Genomic DNA, 23923 nt, shown 5'->3' with positions numbered 1-23923 from the left:
TTAAACCCCTCTGTTTCAATCCTTGGCAAAAGTTGGAAAGCTTCTTGCAGTAGCCGCCGTGAGCCCGCTCTGGGCGTCAAAAGTTTGCTTTAAAGGAACGGGGAAAACCGGTGGATCGCTCTCAGTTATTCAACACTGCTCGCACAAACGTTGCCGACCTCAGTCGAGGCAATCTGGGCGTGCCGTTGTTGCTGCTGGTCATGCTGGCGATGATGATGTTGCCGGTGCCGCCGTTCCTGCTCGACGTGTTCTTCACCTTCAACATCGCCCTGTCGATTGTCGTCCTGCTGGTCTGCGTGTATGCGCTGCGGCCGCTGGATTTTGCCGTGTTCCCGACGATTCTGCTGGTGGCGACGCTGCTGCGGCTGGCGTTGAACGTGGCGTCGACGCGGGTGGTGATGCTCCACGGTCAGGACGGCCACGCCGCTGCCGGTAAGGTGATCCAGGCCTTCGGTGAGGTGGTGATCGGCGGTAACTACGTGGTCGGTATCGTGGTCTTCGCGATCCTGATGATCATCAACTTCGTCGTGGTGACCAAGGGTGCCGGGCGGATTTCCGAGGTGAGCGCGCGCTTCACCCTCGATGCGATGCCCGGCAAGCAAATGGCAATCGACGCCGACCTCAACGCCGGCCTGATCGACCAGAACCAAGCCAAGGCGCGTCGCCAGGAAGTCGCCCAAGAGGCCGAGTTCTACGGTTCGATGGACGGTGCCAGCAAATTCGTGCGCGGTGACGCCATCGCCGGCTTGCTGATTCTGTTCATCAACCTCATCGGCGGCGTGGCCGTCGGTATCTTCCAGCACAACATGAGCTTCGGCGATGCCGGCAAGGTTTACGCCTTGCTGACCATCGGTGACGGTTTAGTGGCGCAATTGCCATCACTGTTGTTATCTACAGCTGCAGCGATCATGGTGACCCGTGCTTCCGGTTCGGAAGACATGGGCAAGCAGATCAACCGCCAGATGTTCGCCTCGCCGAAAGCGCTGGCCGTGGCCGCCGGTTTGATGGCGGTGATGGGCCTGGTGCCGGGCATGCCGCACTTCTCGTTCCTCAGCATGGCGGCGCTCGCGGCTGGCGGTGCGTACCTGTTCTGGAAGAAGCAGAACGTCGCCAAGGTCGTGGCGCTGGAAGAGGTCAAGCGTCAGCAGGAGCTACTGCCGTCGCCGGCTCGCGCCATGGAAACCAAGGAGCTGGGCTGGGATGACGTCACGCCCATCGACATGATTGGCCTGGAAGTCGGCTATCGCCTGATTCCGCTGGTGGACCGCAATCAGGGCGGGCAATTGCTGGCGCGGATCAAGGGCGTGCGCAAGAAGCTCTCGCAGGATCTGGGCTTCCTGATGCCGACCGTGCACATCCGCGACAACCTCGATCTGGCGCCGAGCGCCTATCGCCTGACCCTGATGGGCGTGATCCTGGCGGAAGCCGAGATCTACCCGGATCGCGAACTGGCGATCAACCCGGGCCAGGTCTACGGTACGCTCAACGGCATCAACGCCAAAGATCCGGCTTTCGGCCTGGAAGCGGTGTGGATCGAAATCAGCCAGCGTGCCCAGGCGCAATCGCTGGGTTATACCGTGGTCGACGCCAGCACCGTGGTCGCGACGCACTTGAACCAGATTCTGTACAAGCATTCCAGTGAGCTGATCGGCCACGAGGAAGTGCAGCAACTCATGCAATTGCTGGCCAAAAGCTCGCCGAAACTGGCTGAAGAGCTGGTGCCGGGTGTGGTCACGTTGTCGCAGTTGCTCAAAGTCCTGCAGGCGCTGCTCGCTGAACACGTGCCGGTGCGCGATATCCGCAGCATCGCCGAAGCCATCGCCAACAACGCTGCGAAGAGTCAAGATACCGCCGCATTGGTGGCCGCTGTGCGGGTCGGTGTATCCCGCGCCATCGTCCAAAGCATTGTAGGCACTGAGTCCGAGCTGCCTGTGATCACCTTGGAACCAAGGTTGGAACAAATATTGCTCAATAGTCTGCAGAAGGCAGGACAAGGCTCGGAAGAGGGTGTTCTGCTGGAGCCAAGCATGGCCGAGAAGCTGCAGCGTTCGCTCATCGAAGCGGCGCAGCGTCAGGAAATGCAAGGTCAGCCGGTGATTCTGTTGGTAGCAGGCCCGGTTCGCGCGATGCTTTCGCGCTTTGGCCGCCTCGCCGTCCCTGGACTGCATGTGCTGGCCTACCAGGAAATACCGGACAACAAGCAAGTGACCATCGTTGCGACAGTAGGGCCCAACGGCTGAGGTAGTGGTTTATGCAAGTTAAGCGTTTCTTTGCCGCCGATATGCGTCAGGCCATGAAGCTGGTTCGTGATGAGCTGGGCGCTGATGCCGCCATCATTGGCAATCGCCGCATTGCCGGCGGTGTCGAGCTGACGGCGGCACTGGATTACAAATTGTCGGCGCTGGCGCCACGGGTTCCGAACATGGAACTCGAAGACGAGCTGCGCAAGACCCAGTCGCGCATCGTCACCGCCCAGGCCGAACTGAGCCTGCGTGGCGAAGCCGACGGCAACACCAATCGCCAGTTGTTCGCCGGGCTGCCGTTGACTGCCGGCCTGCCACTGACCGCCGCCGAACCGCTGACCGAGCCGACCTACACCGCCCCGGCGCGTCCGGCTGCGGCCCCTGCGCAGCCATCGGCCGGTGTTGATCCGCGGGCACTGGATTCGATGCGCTTCGAATTGAACAGCCTGCGCGAGCTGATGGAAGTGCAACTGGGCACCCTGGCCTGGAACCAGTTGCAAGGCAGCCGCCCGGCGCAAGCCAATCTGTATCGCCGCCTGCAGCGCATCGGTCTGTCCGGCCCGTTGTCGCGCGATCTGCTGTCGATGATCACCGATATCGAAGAACCTCGTCAGGCCTGGCGCATGCTGCTCGCGCACCTGGCGCGGATGATTGCCGTACCGGAAGTCGAGCCGCTGGAAGAGGGCGGTGTGATTGCCATGGTCGGCCCTGCCGGCATGGGCAAGACCACCACGCTGGCCAAGCTGGCCGCGCGCTACGTGCTCAAGTACGGCGCGCAGAATGTCGCGCTGGTGAGCATGGACAGTTTCCGTATCGGTGCGCAGGAACAGTTGAAGACGCTCGGTCGCATCCTCAATGTGCCGGTCACTCACGTCGATCCTGGCCAGTCGCTGGTGCAGGCGCTGGACCCACTGCTGCGCAAACGCGTGGTGCTGATCGATACCGCCGGCCTGCAAGCCAGCGATCCGGCCCTGCGCATGCAGCTCGAAAGTCTCGCCGGTCGTGGCATTCGTTCAAAAAATTATCTGGTCTTGGCAACCACCAGCCAGAAACAGGTTCTAACCGCCGCTTATCACAGTTACAAGCGTTGCGGGCTCGCCGGGTGCATCCTGACTAAACTGGATGAAACGGCAAGCCTGGGCGAAGTGTTGAGCCTGGCGATCAGTCATGAATTGCCGGTCGCGTACCTGACCGATGGCCCACGGATTCCGGATGATTTGCATCTGCCGCGCCGCCATCAACTGGTCAGCCGTGCCGTCAGCGTGCAAATGCAGGAAGAACCCAGCGAAGAAGCCATGGCCGACATGTTCGCTGATATCTATCACAGCCCGACCAAGCAGGTAGGCTGAGGTATTCATGAACAGTTTTTGTACCTACATCGATGGTCTGCCATGCATTGTTCCGGTTGTGAACGCGCAGCCAGTAATGTGGCCTCCGTCTATGCAAGACAAGGTAAAGAAATAACATGGGCAGCATGCATCCCGTACAGGTGATCGCGGTGACCGGCGGCAAAGGTGGCGTCGGGAAGACTAACGTGTCAGTGAACTTGTCTCTGGCGCTGGCAGAGCTTGGCCGTCGGGTCATGCTGCTGGACGCTGATCTGGGGCTGGCGAACGTCGACGTTCTGCTGGGGCTTACCCCGAAACGCACACTGGCCGACGTCATCGAAGGCCGTTGCGAACTGCGCGACGTGCTGTTGCAAGGCCCCGGCGGTATCCGCATCGTGCCGGCCGCTTCCGGCACGCAGAGCATGGTGCACCTGAGCCCGGCGCAACACGCCGGCCTGATCCAGGCATTCAGCGACATTGGCGACAATCTCGACGTGCTGGTGATCGACACCGCTGCGGGTATTGGTGACTCGGTAGTCAGTTTTGTGCGCGCCGCCCAGGAAGTGTTGCTGGTGGTTTGCGACGAGCCGACTTCGATCACGGACGCCTACGCGCTGATCAAGCTGCTCAACCGCGATTACGGCATGAACCGCTTCCGCGTCCTCGCCAACATGGCGCAGAGCCCGCAGGAAGGCCGCAACCTGTTCGCCAAGTTGACCAAGGTCACGGATCGCTTCCTTGACGTGGCCCTACAATACGTCGGCGCCGTGCCTTACGACGAAAGCGTGCGCAAGGCCGTGCAGAAGCAGCGTGCCGTCTACGAAGCCTTCCCGCGCTCCAAGTGCGCGCTGGCGTTCAAGGCGATTGCACAGAAGGTCGATACCTGGCCGCTGCCGGCCAACCCGCGCGGCCATCTCGAGTTTTTCGTCGAGCGTCTCGTGCAGCAAACCGCAGGGCCTGTGTTATGACCGCCAGTGGCATGAATCTCTACAAGAAGTCGGCACGTGACGCGCAGTACGAACTGATCGAGCGTTACGCACCATTGGTCAAACGCATTGCCTACCACTTGCTGGCACGCTTGCCGGCGAGTGTGCAGGTCGAAGACCTGATCCAGGCCGGCATGATCGGCCTGCTCGAAGTCTCGACCAAATACGACGCCAGCAAAGGCGCCAGTTTCGAAACATACGCGGGCATACGAATCCGCGGTGCGATGCTCGATGAAGTGCGCAAAGGGGATTGGGCGCCACGCTCGGTTCACCGCAATACCCGTATGGTCAGCGACGCAATTCGCTCAATTGAAGCTAAAACCGGCCGTGACGCTAAAGATCACGAGGTTGCAGCCGAACTCCAATTGAGTCTCGACGATTACTACGGGATTTTGAATGACACCTTGGGCAGTCGCCTGTTCAGTTTCGACGACCTGTTGCAGGACGGCGAACACGAAGGGCTGCACGAGGATGGCGCGAGTGCTCATCTTGAGCCGTCACGCGATCTGGAAGATGAACGCTTCCAGGCGGCGCTGGCGGACGCGATTGCCAATTTGCCGGAGCGTGAGCGACTGGTGTTGGCGCTGTACTACGACGAAGAGCTGAACCTCAAGGAGATCGGTGAAGTCCTTGGCGTCAGTGAATCGCGGGTCAGCCAGTTACACAGCCAGTGCGCGGCCCGTTTGCGGGGGCGTTTGGGGGAGTGGCGAGCGCGCTGAAGGCAGTGTGGGGACACTGCGAACGAGGCTGGTGCGGTGATGAACGGCACCGGTCTTGCTCTGTTGTGCTCCAGACAGTCTTCGAGTGCTGCGCCGATTGATTGAAGTGGCGCGTCCAGGTGCTGGGCGCGTTTAAGACTGCTTGGAGGTCGAATTGAACAAAGACATGAAAATCCTCATCGTTGATGACTTCTCAACGATGCGGCGGATCATCAAGAACCTGCTGCGTGATCTTGGGTTCACCAACACCGTCGAGGCCGACGATGGCACCACTGCCATTCCGGTGCTCAACAGCGGCAGCATCGACTTTCTGGTAACGGACTGGAACATGCCGGGCATGACCGGTATCGACCTGCTGCGTCACGTGCGTGCCGATGAAAAGCTCAAGCACCTGCCGGTACTGATGGTGACCGCTGAAGCCAAGCGTGAGCAGATCATCGAAGCCGCTCAGGCCGGTGTGAACGGCTACGTGGTCAAACCTTTCACGGCTCAGGCGCTGAAAGACAAAATCGAGAAGATTTTCGAACGCATCGGCTGATGAACGCGCGGGGGAGCTATGGAGCATAAAGAATCTTCACAGGGCGATTTCGAGTCGACCCTGAAAAAACACGCGGTCGAACTGGTCGAGAGCCTTGAAAAAGGCAGATTCGGTGACGCGGTGCAACTGATCCATGAGCTCAATCAGACCCGTGACCGTGGCCTGTATCAGGAAGTGGGCAAGCTCACGCGTGAACTGCACAGTGCGATCGTCAATTTCCAGATCGATCCGCACATGCCGCAGGCCGAGGAAGTGTCGCAAATCACCGACGCCACCGAACGCCTGGGCTATGTGGTCAAGCTGACGGAAGCCGCGGCCAACCGCACCATGGATCTGGTGGAAAGCGCCACGCCGGTGGTCAACGGTCTGGCTGATGAAGCCCAGACCTTGAGCGCCGATTGGAGTCGCTTCATGCGTCGCGAAGTCGGGGCTGAAGAGTTCCGCGAGCTGGCGCGCCGGGTCGACGGTTTTCTGTCACGCAGCAGCACGGACAACCGTGAAGTGTCGAGCCATCTCAACGACATCCTGCTGGCCCAGGATTACCAGGACCTCACCGGTCAGGTGATCAAGCGTGTGACCCAACTGGTCACCGAAGTCGAAAGCAATTTGCTCAAACTCGTGCTCATGGCCAGTCAGGTCGACCGCTTTGCGGGCATCGAACATGACCGCGCCGCGATGCTTGCAGAAAAAGATCCACAAAAACATCTCTCGCAGGGTGAAGGTCCGCAGATTCATGCCGATAAACGAGAAGACGTTGTGTCCGGTCAGGACGATGTGGACGATTTGTTATCCAGCCTCGGATTCTAGTGTTTTGGAATTTTAGGTTTTTTGGGTTTTTAGACCTGTAGGAGCACCCCATTAATGAGCTTCGGCGCCGATGAAGAGATCCTTCAGGATTTCCTGGTTGAGGCCGGCGAGATTCTTGAGCAACTGTCCGAACAACTGGTCGAGCTGGAAAGCCGCCCGGATGACGCAGATCTGCTCAACGCAATTTTTCGCGGTTTCCACACTGTAAAAGGGGGCGCCGGCTTCCTTCAGCTCAACGAGCTGGTGGAGTGCTGTCACATCGCCGAAAACGTGTTCGACATCCTGCGTAAGGGTGAGCGGCGCGTTGATGCAGAACTGATGGACGTTGTCCTCGAAGCACTGGACGCGGTGAACAGCATGTTCAGCGAAGTCCGCGAGCGTGCTCCGATCACCGCTGCCACCCCGGAACTGCTGGCCGCCCTGGCGCGTCTGGCCGAACCGCAATCGGCGGACGAAGCCCCGGCTTCGCCAGTGGCCGAGATGATCGAAGAGCTGGTCGTCGAGGGCGATTCCGGCGATTCCGGCGACATCACCGATAACGAATTCGAACAACTGCTGGATTCACTGAACGCCGTCAAGGCCGAAGCCGAAGCCCCGGCAGCTGCTCCTGCGCAAACGGCCAATGAAGCCGCTAGCGATGAAATCACCGACGCCGAGTTCGAGTCTCTGCTCGATCAACTGCACGGCAAAGGCCAGTTCGCCGTTGATGCGGTAGTCCCGACGGCGGCCGCTCCGGCAGCACCGGCAGCACCGGCGGCAGGCGACAGCTCGGACATCACCGACGACGAATTCGAAGCCCTGCTCGATCAGTTGCACGGCAAAGGCAACTTCGCCGTTGAAGCGCTGGAGTCGGCCATTGCCTCGGCACCGGCTGCGCCAGCCGCTCCGGCCGCCGCCGCTGCCGGCAGCGATCTGATCTCCGATCACGAATTCGAATCGCTGCTCGACGAATTGCATGGCAAAGGCAAGTTCTCCGAAGTCGGCGCCGCCACGGCGGGCAGTGCTTCGACGGTTGCCGCGCCAGCCGCCAAGGCACCGGCTGCCGCTGCGCCAGCGAAGCCCGCCGCCAAGCCTGAGCCGAAAGCCGAAGCGCCAAAACCGGCCGCTGCCGCACCGGCTCCGGCCCGCGCCGCCGCGGCACCGCCACCGGAAAAACCGGCGAGCGAAGCCGAGACCACCGTGCGGGTCGACACCGCGCGTCTCGACGAAATCATGAACATGGTTGGCGAGCTGGTACTGGTGCGTAACCGTCTGGTGCGCCTGGGTCTCAACAGCGGCGATGAAGCCATGTCCAAGGCCGTGTCGAACCTCGACGTGGTCACGGCTGACCTGCAAACCGCGGTGATGAAGACGCGGATGCAGCCGATCAAGAAGGTCTTCGGGCGCTTCCCGCGTCTGGTTCGCGACCTGGCGCGTCAGCTCAAGAAAGAGATCAACCTGGAACTGGTGGGTGAAGAAACCGACCTCGACAAAAACCTTGTCGAGGCCCTGGCCGACCCGCTGGTCCACTTGGTGCGCAACGCGGTCGACCACGGCATCGAGTCGCCGGAAGAGCGCGAAGCGTCGGGCAAGGCCCGTGGCGGTCGCGTGGTGCTGGCCGCCGAGCAGGAAGGCGATCACATCCTGCTGTCGATCTCCGATGACGGCAAAGGCATGGACCCGAACGTCCTGCGTTCCATCGCGGTAAAACGCGGTGTGATGGACAAGGACGCGGCTGATCGCCTGAGCGATACCGAGTGCTACAACCTGATTTTCGCCCCCGGTTTCTCGACCAAGACCGAGATCTCCGACGTGTCTGGCCGCGGTGTCGGCATGGACGTGGTGAAGACCAAGATTTCCCAGCTCAACGGTTCGATCAATATTTACTCGACCAAGGGCCAGGGCTCGAAGATCGTCATCAAGGTGCCGCTGACCCTCGCGATCATGCCAACCCTGATGGTCATGCTCGGCAACCAGGCGTTTGCGTTCCCGTTGGTCAACGTCAACGAAATCTTCCACCTCGACCTGTCGACCACCAACGTGGTGGACGGCCAGGAAGTGGTGATCGTGCGGGACAAGGCGCTGCCATTGTTCTATCTCAAGGGCTGGCTGGTCCGCTCTGCCGCTCACGAAGAGCAGCGCGAAGGCCATGTGGTGATCCTTTCGGTGGGCACTCAGCGGATCGGCTTCGTCGTCGATCAACTGGTCGGCCAGGAAGAAGTGGTCATCAAGCCATTGGGCAAAATGCTGCAGGGCACTCCGGGCATGTCCGGCGCCACCATCACCGGTGACGGCCGCATCGCTCTGATTCTCGATGTTCCAAGCATGCTCAAGCGTTACGCCGCACGGCGTATTTGAATCCGGGGCAGCGGGGCGATCACGCTCCGCTGCACCTAATGGAGTGTTTATGGCAGTCAAAGTCCTGGTGGTGGACGATTCGGGTTTTTTCCGCCGCCGCGTCTCGGAAATTCTTTCAGCAGATCCGAGCATCCAGGTTGTCGGCACGGCAACCAACGGTAAAGAGGCGATCGATCAGGCCCTGGCCCTCAAGCCGGACGTGATCACCATGGACTACGAGATGCCGATGATGGATGGCATCACGGCGGTGCGGCACATCATGCAGCGCTGCCCGACCCCGGTGTTGATGTTCTCCTCGCTGACTCACGAAGGCGCCCGGGTGACCCTGGATGCGCTGGACGCCGGCGCGGTGGATTTCCTGCCGAAGAATTTCGAAGACATCTCCCGTAACCCGGAGAAGGTCAAGCAACTGCTGTGCGAGAAGGTGCACAGCATCTCGCGCAGCAACCGGCGTTTCAGTGCCTACAGCGCACCGGCGCCAGTGGCTGCACCTGCACCTGCGCCGACCCCGGCGGCATCAAGCTTCAGTAGCCACAGCACCAGCGCGCCGGCACGTCCGGCGCCTGCACCGGCACCCACTCGCGCGCCGGCCGCCAGCGCGTCGTCGCCAGCGCCCAAACGCAAAGCCTACAAACTGGTTGCCATCGGCACCTCGACGGGCGGCCCGGTTGCTCTGCAGCGGGTACTCACGCAATTGCCGGCGAACTTCCCGGCGCCCATCGTGCTGATCCAGCACATGCCGGCGGCGTTTACCAAGGCCTTTGCCGAGCGACTCGACAAGCTCTGCCGCATCAGCGTCAAGGAAGCCGAGGATGGCGACATTCTGCGTCCGGGCCTGGCGTTGCTGGCGCCGGGTGGCAAGCAAATGATGATCGACGGCCGTGGCGCGGTGAAAATCCTGCCGGGCGACGAGCGTCTGAATTACAAGCCGTGCGTGGACATTACCTTCGGTTCCGCCGCGAAATCCTACGGTGACAAAGTTCTGGCGGTGGTGCTGACCGGCATGGGCGCCGATGGTCGCGAAGGCGCGCGTCTGCTCAAGCAGGGCGGCAGTTCGGTGTGGGCTCAGGATGAGGCGAGTTGCGTGATCTACGGCATGCCGATGGCCATCGTCAAAGCCGACCTCGCTGACGCGGTATACGGTCTGGACGACATCGGCAAGCACATCGTCGAGGCGTGTATCTGATGGATGTTTTAAGCCTTATCGGGATCATCATGGCGTTCGTCGCCATCATCGGCGGCAACTACCTGGAAGGTGGTCACCTCGGTGCGCTGGCCAACGGCCCGGCGGCGCTGATCGTGCTGGGCGGCACCATCGGTGCCGCGCTGCTGCAATCGCCGATGAGCGCGTTCAAGCGCGCCATGCAGATCCTGGCCTGGATTTTCTTTCCGCCTCGCGTGGACCTGGCTGGCGGTATCGACCGCGTGGTCAACTGGAGCCTTACCGCCCGTAAAGAAGGTTTGCTGGGGCTGGAAGGCGTGGCGGATGCCGAACCCGACAGCTACTCGCGCAAAGGCCTGCAATTGCTGGTCGACGGTGCAGAGCCGGAAGCGATCCGCAGCATCCTCGAAGTGGATTTCTACACGCAGGAAGCGCGCGACATCGAAGCGGCCAAGGTTTTTGAAAGCATGGGCGGCTATGCGCCGACCATCGGCATCATCGGTGCGGTGATGGGCCTGATCCACGTGATGGGCAACCTCGCTGATCCGACGCAACTGGGCAGTGGCATCGCCGTGGCGTTTGTCGCCACGATCTACGGTGTGGCGAGTGCCAACCTGATCCTGCTGCCCGTCGCCGCCAAGCTGAAGTCAATCGCGTTACGGCAGTCGCGTTATCGCGAAATGTTGCTGGAAGGCATTCTGTCGATCGCCGAAGGTGAAAACCCACGCTCCATCGAGTTGAAGCTGCAAGGCTTCATGGATTAAGGGAATAACCTCATGGCCCGTCGCAGGCATCAGGAAGAACACGTCAACCACGAGCGCTGGCTTGTGTCCTACGCGGATTTCATCACGTTGCTGTTCGCGTTCTTCGTGGTGATGTACTCGATCTCGTCGATCAACGAAGGCAAGTACAAAGTCATTTCCGAAGCGCTGATCGGAGTCTTTACCGATTCCGACCGTTCGCTTAAGCCGATTCCGATCGGAGATGAACGACCGAAAACCGTGACCCCGGCCAAGCCGCTGGTCAAGGACGCCGAGCAGGTCGACGCTGGCATCGCCGGGGCCAGCGATCCTTTGAAAAGCATCGCCGATGACATCAGCGCCGCCTTCGGCGACTTGATCAGTTCCAACCAGATGACCGTGCGCGGCAACGAGCTGTGGGTCGAGATCGAACTCAACTCCAGCCTGTTGTTCGGCAGTGGCGACGCGATGCCCAGCGACATCGCGTTCAACATCATCGACAAGGTGGCGGCGATTCTGAAACCGTTCGACAACCCGATCCACGTCGAAGGCTTTACCGACGATCAACCGATCCGCACCGCGCAGTACCCGACCAACTGGGAATTGTCCTCGGCGCGTTCGGCAAGCATCGTGCGCATGCTGGCCATGCAGGGTGTGAACCCCGGTCGCCTGGCTTCGGTGGGCTACGGCGAGTTTCAGCCGGTCGCCAATAACGCCACTGCCGAAGGCCGTGCGAAAAACCGTCGCGTGGTGTTGGTGGTGTCGCGCAATCTCGATGTTCGCCGCAGCCTCACGGGCACCGGAACCGCCAATGCGCAACCGGACGCCGCTTTGAAGCGTGCTGGCACACAAACTGCACCGACCCCGGTCAAGACGCCGGGACGCGAGAGTGCCGTCAATTCTCCGTCACCCGCATTAACACGCTGAGCTATGTCTCGGTCGAGCATATCGGCCGGGAGGAACGAACCGAATGAGAGTCTGGGCAGTCGCCAATCAAAAGGGTGGTGTCGGTAAAACCACATCTTCCATCGCTTTAGCCGGATTGCTGGCGGAGGCGGGCAAGCGTGTGGTTGTCGTCGACCTCGATCCGCACGGCTCGATGACCAGCTATTTCGGTTACGACCCCGACAGCCTCGAACACAGCAACTACGACCTGTTCCTGCACAGGGGCAGCGTGCCGCAAGGCCTGCCGGGGCAACTGCTGTTGTCGACCAGCGATGAGCGCATTTCCCTGCTGCCGTCGAGCACCGCGCTGGCCACCCTTGAGCGTCAGTCGCCAGGGCAGAGTGGCTTGGGTCTGGTGATCGCCAAGAGTCTGGCGCAGCTGTGGCAGGACTTCGATTACGCCGTCATCGACAGCCCGCCATTGCTCGGCGTGCTGATGGTCAACGCCCTCGCGGCGAGTCAGCAGCTGGTGATTCCGGTGCAGACCGAACACCTGGCTGTCAAAGGCCTGGAGCGCATGGTCAACACCCTGGCGATGATCAACCGCTCGCGCAAACAGGCGCTGCCGTTCAGCATTGTGCCGACCTTGTTTGATCGCCGTACCCAGGCATCCATGCATACCTTGCGCGTGCTGCGTGACAAGTTTCCGGACGAGATCTGGCAGGGTTACATCCCGGTCGATACCCGTCTGCGCGACGCCAGCCGTGCCGGTGTCACGCCTTCGCAATTCGACGGCAAGAGCCGGGGCGTGCTGGCCTACCGCGCGTTGCTCAAGCATCTGTTGGCGCAACAACTTGTTCCGCAGGTGGCGTGAGCATGAATCGCCCGGTCAAACTCACCTCGCGCCCGCAATTGGCCTTGCAGTCCTATCTGGAAGACCTGCTGCATGACGTTCCAGAAGCGCTGCCAGCGGTCGTTGCGGCGCAGCCTGACGTTGTGGAAAGCGCCGAGGCACTGGACGAGTTTCAGGCAGCGGTGCTGGAAGAGCAGGCGCGTGATGCGCAGAAAGCCGCCAAACCGGTTGCTGCGCCAGTCGCTGCCCCGACGCCGAAAGCGCCAGTGGCATTGATTGAAGAAACCCGCGCGCCAGTGTCGACCCTCGCGCCGCTGCTGCAAACCCAATTGCTGAAAACCGCGCTGGAACCGGCGGCGGTCGAGCCGGCTCCGGCTCCAGTTGCACCCGCGCCCGCGCCCGTCGAACAGACGCGGGTCCCGCCGCTGGTGGAAGTGCATCTGCCGCCAAGCAACACGCCGCCACCGGTGGACACCGATGGTCGTCCGGTCTGGGCTTCGGAAGCGTTCGAATGCCTGCTGTTCGACGTCGCCGGGCTGACCCTGGCCGTGCCGTTGGTGTGCCTCGGCTCGATCTATTCGCTGGCCGGCCACGAACTGACGCCGCTGTTCGGGCAGCCGGAATGGTTCCTCGGGATTCTGCCGAGCCAGGCCGGCAACCTGAAAGTGCTGGACACCGCGCGCTGGGTCATGCCGGATCGTTACCGCGATGACTTCCGTCAGGGCTTGCAGTACGTGATTTCGGTACAAGGTTACGAGTGGGGCCTGGCGGTGCATCAGGTCAGCCGCTCGTTGCGCCTGGACCCGAGTGAAATCAAATGGAGAAGTCATCGAGGTCAGCGGCCATGGCTCGCCGGCACGGTGATTGAACACATGTGCGCCTTGCTCGATGTCGCCGCACTGGCCGAGTTGATCGCCAGCGGCGGGGCAAAGCACATGTCCGGCAGTAAGCCGAACCACAAACCGACATAAACAGACACTACCGGCATCGATGTGCCGGAAAACGAAACATACACCGCTAGGGCGGTACTTCGAGGGGCTAGGGTATGAACGACAAGGCGACGGCGGCAAAGGGTTCTGAAGATCCGATCCTGCAATGGGTGACCTTCAAGCTGGACAACGAAACCTACGGCATCAACGTGATGCGCGTTCAGGAAGTGCTGCGCTACACCGAGATCGCTCCGGTGCCGGGCGCACCCAGCTACGTGCTGGGCATCATCAACCTGCGCGGTAACGTGGTCACCGTGATCGACACCCGTCAGCGCTTTGGCCTGAACAGCGGCGAGATCAGCGACAACACCCGTATCGTCATCATCGAAGCCGACAAGCAAGTCGTCGGGATCATGGTCGACAGCGTGGCTGAAGTGGTTTACCTGCGTCAGTCGGAAATCGAAACCGCACCGAACGTCGGTAACGAAGAGTCGGCCAAGTTCATCCAGGGCGTGTGCAACAAGAACAACGAGTTGCTGATCCTGGTCGAGCTGGACAAGATGATGAGCGAAGAAGAATGGTCGGAACTGGAGAGCATCTGATTGATTCTCGAGGTTGCGGTCATTGTCCTGTTCCTCTTCTGGGCAGGCACGCTGGCAATGTTTCTGGCGTACATCAAGGCGCAGCGGGTGATCGCCGCGCAACAGGCTCAGGGCGATGCGCTGCGTGATCAGCGCATCAAGGACCTGGCCAAGCGCGTCGACGATTACCAGAACGGCAACGTGCGCATGGGCGAAGCCCTGCATGAACTGCGCGCGGTGGTGAGTCCGTTGCCGGACAAGATCGTTGCGCTTGAACAGCGCGATCCCTCCAGCCTGTCGTTCGCCCAGGCGGCGAAACTGGTGGGCATGGGCGCAAGCGTTGATGAGCTGACTCAGTCCTGTGGCTTGACCCAGGCTGAGGCGGAGTTGATGCGCAAGCTTCACAAGAACTAGAAGCAAGATCAAAAGATCGCAGCCTGCGGTAGCTCCTACAGGGGAAACGCTTATCCCGATGTAGGAGCTGCCGAAGGCTGCGATTTTTTTTGCTTTTAATTGACAGTGCCGCTGGTCGGAACTGTCAGAACTGACAGTGGATATCGATCTTCGGCACTCAACATACTCGAGATGAATTCAACTTTATCAGGGTATGAACATGAAACTATTCCTGTTCCTGACTTTCGCTTTCTCCGCTGCTGTCAACGCCATGTCCGGTCAGGCATTAGTGGCGGACTTGAATGCAAAATATCAAAGCAATGTCGCGCAATGCTCAAATGGAACTCCCGCCTATTATTGTTCCGGTATCCTCCTGAGGGGGGTGGATTACAGCACGTTCTTCAAGTTTTGGGATTATGGGTCGAAAGCGACAAAGCTAGGGTCTGTGGCCTTTACCTACATACGATCTGATATTGGCAGTACCGCAGTGAACGGCAATCGTAAAAGCGGTTTTATCCTCAAGGACCAAACCTCTGCTCTTGCAGATGGCAAGGCGTTGCATCTGCGCTGCGTTTTTCCGTTTCCAACCGAGTCTCTGGATGTGCGGGCCGATCATGGGTGTGGGTTTGCACCGAAAGTGGCGAAAGCGGATCCTGATCTTGCCAACTGTGCAAAGTTATGGGGCAGTCCCACTACGGCTGCAGCATGGTTGAAGAACTTCAAGGAGCATGATTCTTTGCCAAAGAACCAATGTTCATTAAGTACGGTTGTCGCTGCACAATTCAAGGCCAGTCTGGAAGCACACAAGCTTGTGAATGCTATATGGACAGCCAAGCCCACTGAGGTTCTGGTTAAGACATGGGATGAAAGTAAACCGGAAGCGTTGCCTATAGAAGCTGTCTTTTATGATGCGTCGGTGCCAGGTAAGTTGGGGGATGCACAGAAGTTTCAACGTGAGTATTATCTGGCGACTTCGCTTTATTTGCCTATTGTCAAATTGGATCTTACTGCTCCGGACAAGAATGTGTTCAGTTTCTCTAGTGCGGAACAGGTTTATGGTCAGACCGTGGCGCAGCAATTGAATGCCCGTTTTTCGAATGTGTCTAATGACTGTGCCGGGAACGCGGCTTATTTTTGTAGTGGCGTCCTGATTCGGACAACCAAAGCAACAAAAAATTATCACGCTTGGGATCCTAGTTCTGGATCTATTTTACGCGATGGAGTTTCTTTCTCTTTTCTTCGCAAAGACGTAAAGATGAAAGGGCTTTATATTTCTGAGAAGCAGGGTTTCGTATTCAAAAGCACGGAGTTTGCCATCAAGTCCCGCGCGCATCCTATCAATGTGCGATGCTCATTTCCAGGTGATGGTGCTACTGGGACTTACAGAAAACACTCTTGTGGACGCCATAAATATTATCCAAACGAAGGGGATTCTTGTGAGGAAATGAATATTTTGACTCTATCTGCATGGAGATCCCACTATCATTCCGTAACGGGTACGGCAAATCGCTTTTACCATCAGTGCGCTTTAGGTCCGAATAGAGAGCAATTTACGATTTTCGTGCAGGGTAGAAGCAATTTCGAGTACGCCGCCGATCTGGCTTATACCAATGAAGTCGTAACAGCGGCATGGCCTCCAGGTATTCCACAGAAACTACCTTTGGAGGCGTTCGTTTATGTTTACTCTGCCAATCCAGTGGTCGCATTGGATGGAGCTCGGTTCATGCAAAACGATTATTACGAGCAAACATCGAATTATTTGCCAGTTATAAGATTGACCTTCGATGGAGAAGATGCATTGTTCAGTTTTCATGCGGCGGAACAGTCGGTCTCGGTAGTGGGTAAGTAACAAGGCCTGCATTTGATTTTAAATGAGTGTGGTGCGATTGCTGTTTTGGTTGTCCGGGTTAAAGCATGAAAAAAGCCCATAATGCGGAAGTTTTGTATCGTGGGCTTTAACGCTATGCCGCGATTTCAAAGGTTTAGGCGGAGTGCTTTCGAAAATATCAGGTTGGCGTTTGACCCTGAACGATGAACGCTGTAATTGATCAATACTGTTTTTCCAGCATTTTCTGATACCCAACTCGCTGGGATACTAAAAGGTATCGATGAATCATTCAGAATCGGTTTGCTTTCAGTGTCGCGTACAACGATGCCATGCCATCTAACTTTTGCTGTGAAACCAGTCGTCATGTTCAAGAATTTCACAGTCACTATTTTTCGGTCTTCGGACAGCCTCGGTTCAACCAGGTCGAAAGGTTGAGGATCAACTCGCAACGTCAGTGCTTTGGATATCTGCAGCGGAAGTCCAGAAGCGGTGCGCACGCTGTAGTTGAGAGCCACAAGGCCGCCAATAGCGTCGATGACTTCAATGCGAGGAATTCTAAAAACCTGTGGCGCGGGTGTGCCAACTGTCGATGTTTGCGTCTCATACACATATCGGCCACTGGTCCAGCGAACCCTTATGGTTTGCCCTTTTAACATGCCGACGTATTTCGGTACCTGAACGTTGACATGGCTGTTGGTATATACATCGTTGACGTTCAACCGGTTTCCATCGGTTCCGTAGGCTTCCAGAAGTTTTGGGGCGGTAAGATTCAGTGCGTGCGTTTCGGTGCTCATGCTTGCGATGTCCTTGTTTGGAATTTTCTGCAAGTCCCGGCTTTACAACTGCACTCTCAGAACTTGAGAGAACATGCTGTTTTCAGCGACGCCGCGGCGGTTGACGCTGTAGTTAATCAATACAGTTTTTCCGATATTTTCCTGTATCCAGCTTTTAGGAATCGAAAACTCTGCCGTTGCACCCGTCTTCAGGTCTTGCCAGTCTGTCTTCCTTGTTTCGATACCTGCGAAACGCACGCGAGCGTGATAACCCGTAGCCATTCCCGGGTATCGGACAGTGACGGTGCTGAGATCAGGCGTGAGGCGCGGAGGTGTCAGGACAAATGCTTGCGCGTCGATGGTTAAGCGCAGGGATTGCGAGCGGTGCAGCGGACCGCCAGGGAAAGTTCGAACGGTGAAGCTGACCGGCACGGTGCTCCCGATGGCATCAACTACTTCCAGCCGGGGGACTTTGAAGTTCATCGGGCCTACGTTATCGACTCTCGTAATCACGCTGTCATAGGTATTTCGTGCGGAAGCCCAGCGAGCTCGTATGGTTTGTCCGACGGCCATTCCGCCATATTGCTTTACTTGGACTGTTACATGTCGGGAGTGGTAAATATCCTCCATCTTCAAATGCTCGCCTCGTTCGCCGTACGCTTCAATGACGGCGGGTGGCGTGAGGCTGATCGTTGTTTTGACCACCAGTGCTTTAAGTTCGGAGGTGAGTTTTTCGCCCGAACGTTCTACGCGCAGGGTGATATTGACTGTGCTCGTATCGCTTTCGTGAGCCCATGCAAGAGGTATCCGGAAAGCCAACGCGCCGGTCCCTGGATAGATTTTTGCGGCAGTTTCCCTTACCTGGCGGCCTTGCCAATGGACATGGACGTTGTCTCCACTCATCAAGCCGACCCCGGACCCGATCACTTGAATCTCAGTCAAGTAGGCCGGGTCAAGGATGCCATTCTGCTCACCCGACACCGTCGGTGCCGGGATGCGATTCACGTTCACCGTGACTTCAGTGGGAATTGCCCATGGGCCATTGAAATGGGGACGGTTTCCACAACGATCAATCACCTGATAGGTGATCAAGTGAGTACCGTCACCTGCGCGTCTGATCAGATCTTCATCGAACCTGATAAGGATAGGATGATTTTGCGGATCACTGATTTGCTCGGGCGTGATCGGGTAGTGAATCACCTGTTCCTCATCCCCCCATCGCGCGACTATCCCGTCGAAAATGGTGATGTTCTGGTAAGGCAAGATACGCATGGAAACGCCTCGCCTGGCGATGTCGCCATCGACGCCATCCTTGAGATCCGGGGTCAAGGTGTAACCCAGTCCAGGGTGACCCAATGGTTCGGGTTTGCTGAGCACGCCTCCCGGCAGCGTGCGCTTGACCAAAATGTTGAGTTTGAGCGAGTCGCTTTCGTTACCGCTGTTGCGTCTGACACGGTAGAACACCGGGTAGGCTCTTCCATCATGAATTTGGGTTGCCGGAATGCGGAAGAGCACAGGAGCGTTGAGTTCTTCTGGCGTATCGATGATTTGCGAAAGGACTGGGCTTGTGTCGTCATCCCAGAATAGCTGGCATCGATGGCCCAATTCTTGGCCTGACCACGGATCAACGATAACGAGCAGTTCATTCATCAGACTTTGCGCGCCAATGCCTCCGTGGTAGCCCTCTTCGCCATCAATCGGTGTAATAAGATAGGGGATATTCGGCGGCCCAAGGGCCAGCAAATTACTTCCCGAGAGGCTGTCGTCCGCTTCGTAGGTGAGGGTCATCTGAACGCTCCTGAAAGGGCAGCGCCGACATACAACGCTGTCTGCTTATCTGACAGCAACAGCGATTTTTCGCGCCACTGTCAGATCTGACAGTGGCGACGAGCGGTATACAGTTCAGGGTATTTTCAGTCACACAGGACGCTGACGGTTTCTCGACGATCTTTGCTTTCAGGGCTTAGTAATCGTCGCCCCGCAGGGTGATGTCCTTCTCGACCGTTGGCGCATTCGGATCTTGCCCCTCGGGGAATTTGCCCTTCAGATTCCACGCAAACGCGATGATTTCGGCGATGGTGCGATACAACTCCTCTGGAATGCTGTCGCCCAGTTCCATCCGCGCCAGCAAGCGCACCAACTCGGCGTTCTCGTAGATTGGCACTTCGCAATCGCGAGCAATGCGCAGGATTTCTTCGGCCAGTTCTTCGTCGCCCTTGGCGGTGAGGGTCGGGGCGTGGTTGCCGTCGTATTTGAGGGCGATGGCCTGGCGTGGGGCAGTGGAATCGTTCATGCGGTTTCGTCGACCCAGCGGTGTTCGAGACGGGTTTGATTGCCTTGCGGCGGGGTGCCGAGATGGCAGTCGATATCGCCGACGTTCAGCCCGCGATCAAGCAGGCGCTGGCGCAGGGCGAACAGGTTGTTTTCGATCAGGTCAGCGGTGTATGGCCGTTCGGCCCACAGTTGGCTGGACAGGCTGCCGGCGATCAGTTGCGCCTGAATCTGCATCGGTCCGAGCGGTTCCATGTCGAACGCCAGATCGACGCGCCACAGGTGTTGTTTGGGCTCGCGCTCATCGCGCCGTTCGTCCGGCTGCGGTTCGCGCTCCGGCGCTTCTTCGCGCTGGAACTTGACCTGCAATGGCACGATGTCTTGCAGGTTGCGCATCGGAATTTCCAGCTGCCAGGTGCTCAGCAGGCGGCCATCGTCGGTGACGCCGGTCTGTTCAAGGCTCGACAGTTGATGGCTCTGCAGACGCGAAACCGCAGCGGCAGCCAGACGCAGCAACTGTTCCAGATCGCCTTCGCCTTCCAGATTTTGCAGCAGACGGTCGGGCAGGGGAAAGCTGCTCGGCACCGGTTTGGCGCTGACCTGGCCGAGGGTGCCGAGGGCGTTGCGGACGAAACTGGGCAGCGCCTGCGCCAGGGTGTTGGCGGCGATTATCGCGTTGAAACTGGTGCTGCTGGGCAAGCCCGGCGTCAATTGCGCGATCAGCTTGAGCAGGTCGGCCTTCATGTCCGGGGCCAGTGTCGGGTTTTGTCCGCCGAGCAGTTTCGCTTCGAGGAACGCGCCACTGTTGGCCAGGGCCAGCGCTACGCCTTTGGCGGTGCTCAGTTGCTGCACGTCGGGCAGGCTGGCGAGCAATTTGTCGACCACTGCACGCAAGTCCTGCGACGTCTGGTCGGTGTCGGCCGGCAGATTTTGCAGCGCGTTCAACAAACCCGTCAGCGAGGCTTGGCGGCTTTGCTGGCCAAGCAGTTGCTGGCTGACGGCGAGTTGCTCCTGGCGGCTGCTCAGGGGCAGGAATTTCAGGGTTTGCGCATCCTCGACCAAGGCTGACAGCAGCGTGCCGATGCGCAGCGGTTGCGGGCTGTCGATGGTCAGTGTGCTGCCGCTCTGAGCGGTGTTGAGCAAACTGACCAGCGAGCGAAACACCGTCGCTTGCCCCGGTGCCTGCGGCAGCACTTGCGAGGTCAGCACTTTGCCTTGCAGCAGCGTGCCGACCGGCAACTGCGCGGTGTCGATGCGGGTGAGGGTGGCGACGCTGCTGGCGATGGCTTGTTGCACGGTAATCGCCAGATTGCCCGCCGATGGCTGAGTGATCGCCAGACTGGTGCCCAGGGGCAACGGCAGAGTGCTGCTGGCCTGCACGGTGGTTTGACGGCCGTTGTCCAGCGTGATCTTGAGCAGCAACTGAAAGGTCTGATCCGCTTGCTTGAGCGACAACACCTCGGCCTTGGCGCTTTGCCCGGCACTGATCAACCCCTCGACGGGCGTCAACAGCTTGAGCAGCTCACCGACCTGCGGGCGAATGGTCGCCGGCGTGGTGGGCGGGAGCGGGAGGATGTTCATTTCGCCTGTCATACGCGGACACAACCTGAGGAAATTGCACGCTTGAGAGTAAGGCACGCCATGTATAATGCCGCCCGTCTTGCGCTTCGAATAAAAAAACATAGCAATTGTTGATCCAGCTCTCTGGATCAAGCCGTCATTGCATCTATGCTGCATCTCTTTAACGGCCGCGCCAGAGCCGACTTGAACCGTATAAGGCCCGTGATCCCTTGACCAGTCCTGTCCTGCAAACCGTTGCCCTTGCGTGTGAACGTGATCTTAGGCTGCTCTTCGAAAATCTCGAATTGAGACTGGCCAGTGGCGACATGGTGCAGATCAGCGGTCCCAACGGCAGCGGCAAGACCAGCCTGTTACGCCTGCTGTCCGGCCTGATGCAGCCGACCGCCGGGCAAGTCCTGCTCAATGGCCTGCCACTGCTGGATCAACGCAGCGAACTCGCGCGCAACCTGCTGTGGATCGGCCACGCCGCCGGGATCAAGGATCTGCTGACCCCGGAAGAGAATCTTTCCTGGCTCTGCGCCCTGCATCATCCCGCCGAACGCGAGGCCATTTGGCAAGCGCTGGCAGCGGTAGGATTGCGCGGATTCGAAGACGTTCCCTGCCACAGCCTCTCCGCCGGCCAGCAACGCCGTGTGGCGCTGGCGCGCCTGTATCTCGACAGTCCGCCGTTGTGGATTCTCGATGAGCCGTTCACCGCCCTCGACAAGCAGGGCGTGGCGCAACTCGAAGAGCATCTGGCCAGACACTGCGAGCGCGGCGGTCTGGTGGTCTTGACCACGCACCACACGCTGAGCCGGATGCCGGCCGGTTATCGCGACATCGATCTGGGGAACTGGGCAGTATGAGTGTGTTTGGCCTGCTGGTTGCCCGTGAATCCCGACTGCTGTTTCGCCGCCCGGCGGAACTGGCCAATCCACTGATTTTCTTCGCCATCGTCATCGCGCTGTTCCCGCTGGCCGTCGGCCCGGAAACTCAAGTGTTGCAAAACCTGTCCCCCGGGTTAGTCTGGGTGGCGGCGCTTCTGTCGGTCCTGCTCTCGCTGGACGGGCTGTTTCGCAGTGATTTCGAAGATGGCTCGCTTGAACAGTGGGTCCTTTCGCCGCACCCGCTGCCACTTCTGGTGTTGGCCAAGGTGCTGGCACACTGGCTGTTCTCCGGCCTGGCGCTGGTTTTACTCTCACCGGTGCTGGCGTTGATGCTCGGTTTGCCCGTCGCCTGCCTGCCGGTTTTGCTGCTTTCGTTGTTGTTGGGCACACCGGTGCTGAGCTTGCTCGGCGCGGTGGGCGCGGCACTGACGGTCGGTTTGAAACGCGGCGGCCTGTTGCTGGCGCTGCTGATTCTGCCGTTGTATATCCCGGTGTTGATCCTTGGCAGTGGCGCTTTGCAGGCAGCCCTCCAAGGCATGCCGGCGACCGGGTATCTGCTGTGGCTGGGTAGCCTGACCGCTCTGGCGATCACCCTGACACCTTTTGCAATAGCGGCTGGCCTGAAGATCAGCGTCGGCGAATAATGAGGTCTGGTTAAAATTTAACCAGCAAAGACCCTGAGACTGCTCACACCGATGAGCGGCATCCGTGATGGAAACAGTATGAACTGGACCTGGTTTCACAAGCTCGGCTCGCCCAAGTGGTTCTACGGCATCAGCAGCAAGTTCCTGCCGTGGTTGAGCATCGCAGCGTTGCTGCTGATTGGCGTCGGCGTCGTTTGGGGCCTGGCCTTCGCGCCGCCGGATTATCAGCAAGGCAACAGCTTTCGCATCATCTACATTCACGTGCCTGCCGCGATGCTCGCTCAGTCGATCTACGTGATGCTCGCGGTGTGCGGGATTGTGGGGCTGGTGTGGAAAATGAAACTGGCCGACGTCGCCCTGCAATGCGCCGCACCGATTGGTGCGTGGATGACCGCCGTGGCGCTGGTCACCGGAGCGATCTGGGGCAAACCGACCTGGGGTTCGTGGTGGGTCTGGGACGCGCGCCTGACCTCGATGCTGATTCTGCTGTTCCTGTATTTCGGCGTGATCGCGCTGGGCAATGCCATCAGCAACCGCGACAGCGCCGCCAAGGCTTGCGCGGTGCTGGCCATCGTCGGCGTGATCAACATTCCGATCATCAAATACTCGGTGGAGTGGTGGAACACCCTGCACCAGGGCGCGACCTTCACCCTCACGGAAAAACCGGCGATGCCTGCCGAGATGTGGCTGCCGCTGTTGCTGACCGTGCTGGGTTTCTACTGCTTCTTCGGCGCCGTGCTGTTGCTGCGCATGCGCCTTGAAGTGCTTAAGCGCGAAGCCCGCGCCAGTTGGGTGAAAGAACAAGTGCAGAACAGTCTGGAGGCCGCTCGATGAGTTTTGCTTCATTCGGCGACTTCCTCGCCATGGGCCATCATGGCCTGTATGTCTGGTCGGCTTACGGCATCTGTCTGGCGGTGCTGGCCCTCAACGTGGCGGCGCCGATCCTGGCCCGCAAGCGGTATCTGCAACAAGAGGCGCGCCGTCTGCGCCGGGAGAACGGCAAGTGAATCCGCTGCGCAAAAAACGTCTGATCATCATTCTGGCCGTACTGGTCGGGGTCGGCGCTGCCGTCGGCCTGGCCTTGAGCGCCCTGCAGCAGAACATCAATCTGTTCTACACCCCGACCCAGATCGCCAACGGCGAAGCGCCGCAGGACACGCGCATCCGTGCCGGTGGCATGGTCGAGGCCGGCTCGTTGCAACGTTCGCCGGATTCGCTGGACGTCAGATTCGTCGTTACCGACTTCAACAAGTCCGTGACCATTACCTACCGCGGCATCCTCCCGGACCTGTTCCGTGAAGGTCAGGGCATCGTCGCGCTGGGCAAGATCAACGCCGACGGCGTGGTGGTGGCCGACGAAGTGCTGGCCAAGCACGACGAGAAATACATGCCGCCAGAAGTGACCAAAGCCTTGAAAGACAGCGGTCAATCCGCGCCAACACCTGCGAAGGAGGGTTGA

General features: G+C 59.1%; 24 protein-coding genes. 20 read left to right on the top strand and 4 right to left on the bottom strand.

What is annotated here, in order from left to right:
- The first annotated feature begins 110 nt into the window (after positions 1–110).
- The 15 genes from flhA (at position 111) to AACY19_RS21510 (ending at position 16350) form a co-directional block, all read left to right on the top strand.
- Positions 111–2240 carry a flagellar biosynthesis protein FlhA gene (flhA, locus tag AACY19_RS21580; protein ID WP_339453644.1) on the top strand — a complete coding sequence of 710 codons (2130 nt, stop codon included), beginning with the start codon at positions 111–113 and terminating at the stop codon, positions 2238–2240.
- 11 nt (positions 2241–2251) lie between these two features.
- The gene (gene flhF, locus AACY19_RS21575) at positions 2252–3592 is read left to right on the top strand and encodes a flagellar biosynthesis protein FlhF (protein ID WP_339453643.1); all 1341 of its coding nucleotides are present in this window, start codon (positions 2252–2254) and stop codon (positions 3590–3592) included.
- A gap of 116 nt (positions 3593–3708) precedes the next feature.
- The gene (gene fleN, locus AACY19_RS21570) at positions 3709–4539 is read left to right on the top strand and encodes a flagellar synthesis regulator FleN (RefSeq protein ID WP_003222917.1); all 831 of its coding nucleotides are present in this window, start codon (positions 3709–3711) and stop codon (positions 4537–4539) included.
- Positions 4536–5276, top strand: a complete 741-nt coding sequence (gene fliA / locus AACY19_RS21565) for an RNA polymerase sigma factor FliA (protein WP_007951959.1) — start codon at positions 4536–4538, stop codon at positions 5274–5276. The genes fleN and fliA overlap by 4 nt, the downstream gene beginning before the upstream one ends.
- Positions 5277–5442: 166 nt before the next feature.
- Positions 5443–5814, top strand: coding sequence for a chemotaxis response regulator CheY (locus tag AACY19_RS21560; protein WP_024012118.1), 372 nt, complete (start codon positions 5443–5445; stop codon positions 5812–5814).
- An 18-nt stretch (positions 5815–5832) separates the two neighbouring features.
- Complete coding sequence (locus AACY19_RS21555; protein WP_339453642.1) at positions 5833–6621, top strand: protein phosphatase CheZ; 789 nt, start codon at positions 5833–5835, stop codon at positions 6619–6621.
- Positions 6622–6675: 54 nt separating this feature from the next.
- Positions 6676–8958: a chemotaxis protein CheA gene (locus AACY19_RS21550; RefSeq protein ID WP_339453641.1), complete on the top strand. Its 2283-nt coding sequence runs from the start codon at positions 6676–6678 to the stop codon at positions 8956–8958.
- Positions 8959–9007: 49 nt separating this feature from the next.
- Complete coding sequence (locus AACY19_RS21545) at positions 9008–10144, top strand: protein-glutamate methylesterase/protein-glutamine glutaminase (protein ID WP_339453640.1); 1137 nt, start codon at positions 9008–9010, stop codon at positions 10142–10144.
- On the top strand, positions 10144–10884 hold the full coding sequence (locus tag AACY19_RS21540; RefSeq protein ID WP_095190692.1) for a flagellar motor protein: 741 nt from the start codon (positions 10144–10146) through the stop codon (positions 10882–10884). Before AACY19_RS21545 ends, AACY19_RS21540 begins: the two co-directional genes overlap by 1 nt.
- A gap of 12 nt (positions 10885–10896) precedes the next feature.
- A complete protein-coding gene (gene motD, locus AACY19_RS21535) occupies positions 10897–11787 on the top strand; it encodes a flagellar motor protein MotD (protein WP_007919992.1) in 891 nt (296 codons plus the stop codon).
- 43 nt (positions 11788–11830) lie between these two features.
- Positions 11831–12619: a ParA family protein gene (locus AACY19_RS21530; RefSeq protein WP_339453639.1), complete on the top strand. Its 789-nt coding sequence runs from the start codon at positions 11831–11833 to the stop codon at positions 12617–12619.
- Positions 12620–12621: 2 nt separating this feature from the next.
- Positions 12622–13569 (top strand): CheW domain-containing protein, encoded by a 948-nt coding sequence (locus AACY19_RS21525; RefSeq protein ID WP_339453638.1) that lies wholly within the window; start codon positions 12622–12624, stop codon positions 13567–13569.
- Between the two features lie 74 nt (positions 13570–13643).
- Complete coding sequence (locus tag AACY19_RS21520) at positions 13644–14129, top strand: chemotaxis protein CheW (RefSeq protein WP_126361291.1); 486 nt, start codon at positions 13644–13646, stop codon at positions 14127–14129.
- Positions 14130–14522 (top strand): DUF2802 domain-containing protein, encoded by a 393-nt coding sequence (locus AACY19_RS21515; protein WP_339453637.1) that lies wholly within the window; start codon positions 14130–14132, stop codon positions 14520–14522. It abuts the gene before it with no gap.
- A gap of 199 nt (positions 14523–14721) precedes the next feature.
- A complete protein-coding gene (locus AACY19_RS21510) occupies positions 14722–16350 on the top strand; it encodes a hypothetical protein (RefSeq protein WP_339453636.1) in 1629 nt (542 codons plus the stop codon).
- A gap of 125 nt (positions 16351–16475) precedes the next feature.
- Here the strand turns inward: AACY19_RS21510 and AACY19_RS21505 are convergent, their stop codons facing one another.
- The 4 genes from AACY19_RS21505 to fliK form a co-directional block, all read right to left on the bottom strand.
- On the bottom strand, positions 16476–17123 hold the full coding sequence (locus AACY19_RS21505; protein ID WP_339453635.1) for a hypothetical protein: 648 nt from the start codon (positions 17121–17123) through the stop codon (positions 16476–16478).
- Between the two features lie 42 nt (positions 17124–17165).
- Positions 17166–18890: a hypothetical protein gene (locus AACY19_RS21500; protein WP_339453634.1), complete on the bottom strand. Its 1725-nt coding sequence runs from the start codon at positions 18888–18890 to the stop codon at positions 17166–17168.
- Positions 18891–19065: 175 nt separating this feature from the next.
- Positions 19066–19395, bottom strand: coding sequence for an EscU/YscU/HrcU family type III secretion system export apparatus switch protein (locus AACY19_RS21495; protein ID WP_339453633.1), 330 nt, complete (start codon positions 19393–19395; stop codon positions 19066–19068).
- A complete protein-coding gene (gene fliK, locus AACY19_RS21490; RefSeq protein ID WP_339453632.1) occupies positions 19392–20966 on the bottom strand; it encodes a flagellar hook-length control protein FliK in 1575 nt (524 codons plus the stop codon). The genes AACY19_RS21495 and fliK overlap by 4 nt, the downstream gene beginning before the upstream one ends.
- Before the next feature lie 197 nt (positions 20967–21163).
- On the opposite strand from fliK, the gene ccmA reads away from it, so the two are divergent.
- From ccmA to ccmE, 5 genes are all read left to right on the top strand, one after another.
- Positions 21164–21799: a cytochrome c biogenesis heme-transporting ATPase CcmA gene (ccmA, locus tag AACY19_RS21485; RefSeq protein WP_339453631.1), complete on the top strand. Its 636-nt coding sequence runs from the start codon at positions 21164–21166 to the stop codon at positions 21797–21799.
- Complete coding sequence (gene ccmB, locus AACY19_RS21480; RefSeq protein ID WP_339453630.1) at positions 21796–22464, top strand: heme exporter protein CcmB; 669 nt, start codon at positions 21796–21798, stop codon at positions 22462–22464. The genes ccmA and ccmB overlap by 4 nt, the downstream gene beginning before the upstream one ends.
- 78 nt (positions 22465–22542) lie before the next feature.
- Entirely contained in the window at positions 22543–23298 is a 756-nt protein-coding gene (locus tag AACY19_RS21475; protein ID WP_339453629.1) for a heme ABC transporter permease, read from the top strand.
- The gene (gene ccmD, locus AACY19_RS21470) at positions 23295–23471 is read left to right on the top strand and encodes a heme exporter protein CcmD (RefSeq protein WP_008055370.1); all 177 of its coding nucleotides are present in this window, start codon (positions 23295–23297) and stop codon (positions 23469–23471) included. The genes AACY19_RS21475 and ccmD overlap by 4 nt, the downstream gene beginning before the upstream one ends.
- Complete coding sequence (gene ccmE / locus AACY19_RS21465) at positions 23468–23923, top strand: cytochrome c maturation protein CcmE (protein ID WP_339453628.1); 456 nt, start codon at positions 23468–23470, stop codon at positions 23921–23923. The genes ccmD and ccmE overlap by 4 nt, the downstream gene beginning before the upstream one ends.

It is taken from the genome of Pseudomonas sp. EA_5y_Pfl2_R50 (assembly GCF_963970475.1).
GTDB lineage: Bacteria > Pseudomonadota > Gammaproteobacteria > Pseudomonadales > Pseudomonadaceae > Aquipseudomonas.
Note: the sequence above shows the minus strand (reverse complement) of the source record. Positions and strands in the feature narration are given on the sequence as shown.

Coding starts and splice junctions, on each gene's coding strand:
- flhF (WP_339453643.1), top strand. CDS start 2,252: ATGCAAGTTAAGCGTTTCTTTGCCGCCGATATGCGTCAGGCCATGAAG.
- fleN (WP_003222917.1), top strand. CDS start 3,709: ATGGGCAGCATGCATCCCGTACAGGTGATCGCGGTGACCGGCGGCAAA.
- fliA (WP_007951959.1), top strand. CDS start 4,536: ATGACCGCCAGTGGCATGAATCTCTACAAGAAGTCGGCACGTGACGCG.
- AACY19_RS21560 (WP_024012118.1), top strand. CDS start 5,443: ATGAAAATCCTCATCGTTGATGACTTCTCAACGATGCGGCGGATCATC.
- AACY19_RS21555 (WP_339453642.1), top strand. CDS start 5,833: ATGGAGCATAAAGAATCTTCACAGGGCGATTTCGAGTCGACCCTGAAA.
- AACY19_RS21550 (WP_339453641.1), top strand. CDS start 6,676: ATGAGCTTCGGCGCCGATGAAGAGATCCTTCAGGATTTCCTGGTTGAG.
- AACY19_RS21545 (WP_339453640.1), top strand. CDS start 9,008: ATGGCAGTCAAAGTCCTGGTGGTGGACGATTCGGGTTTTTTCCGCCGC.
- AACY19_RS21540 (WP_095190692.1), top strand. CDS start 10,144: ATGGATGTTTTAAGCCTTATCGGGATCATCATGGCGTTCGTCGCCATC.
- motD (WP_007919992.1), top strand. CDS start 10,897: ATGGCCCGTCGCAGGCATCAGGAAGAACACGTCAACCACGAGCGCTGG.
- AACY19_RS21530 (WP_339453639.1), top strand. CDS start 11,831: ATGAGAGTCTGGGCAGTCGCCAATCAAAAGGGTGGTGTCGGTAAAACC.
- AACY19_RS21525 (WP_339453638.1), top strand. CDS start 12,622: ATGAATCGCCCGGTCAAACTCACCTCGCGCCCGCAATTGGCCTTGCAG.
- AACY19_RS21520 (WP_126361291.1), top strand. CDS start 13,644: ATGAACGACAAGGCGACGGCGGCAAAGGGTTCTGAAGATCCGATCCTG.
- AACY19_RS21510 (WP_339453636.1), top strand. CDS start 14,722: ATGAAACTATTCCTGTTCCTGACTTTCGCTTTCTCCGCTGCTGTCAAC.
- AACY19_RS21505 (WP_339453635.1), bottom strand. CDS start 17,123: ATGAGCACCGAAACGCACGCACTGAATCTTACCGCCCCAAAACTTCTG.
- AACY19_RS21500 (WP_339453634.1), bottom strand. CDS start 18,890: ATGACCCTCACCTACGAAGCGGACGACAGCCTCTCGGGAAGTAATTTG.
- AACY19_RS21495 (WP_339453633.1), bottom strand. CDS start 19,395: ATGAACGATTCCACTGCCCCACGCCAGGCCATCGCCCTCAAATACGAC.
- fliK (WP_339453632.1), bottom strand. CDS start 20,966: ATGACAGGCGAAATGAACATCCTCCCGCTCCCGCCCACCACGCCGGCG.
- ccmB (WP_339453630.1), top strand. CDS start 21,796: ATGAGTGTGTTTGGCCTGCTGGTTGCCCGTGAATCCCGACTGCTGTTT.
- AACY19_RS21475 (WP_339453629.1), top strand. CDS start 22,543: ATGAACTGGACCTGGTTTCACAAGCTCGGCTCGCCCAAGTGGTTCTAC.
- ccmD (WP_008055370.1), top strand. CDS start 23,295: ATGAGTTTTGCTTCATTCGGCGACTTCCTCGCCATGGGCCATCATGGC.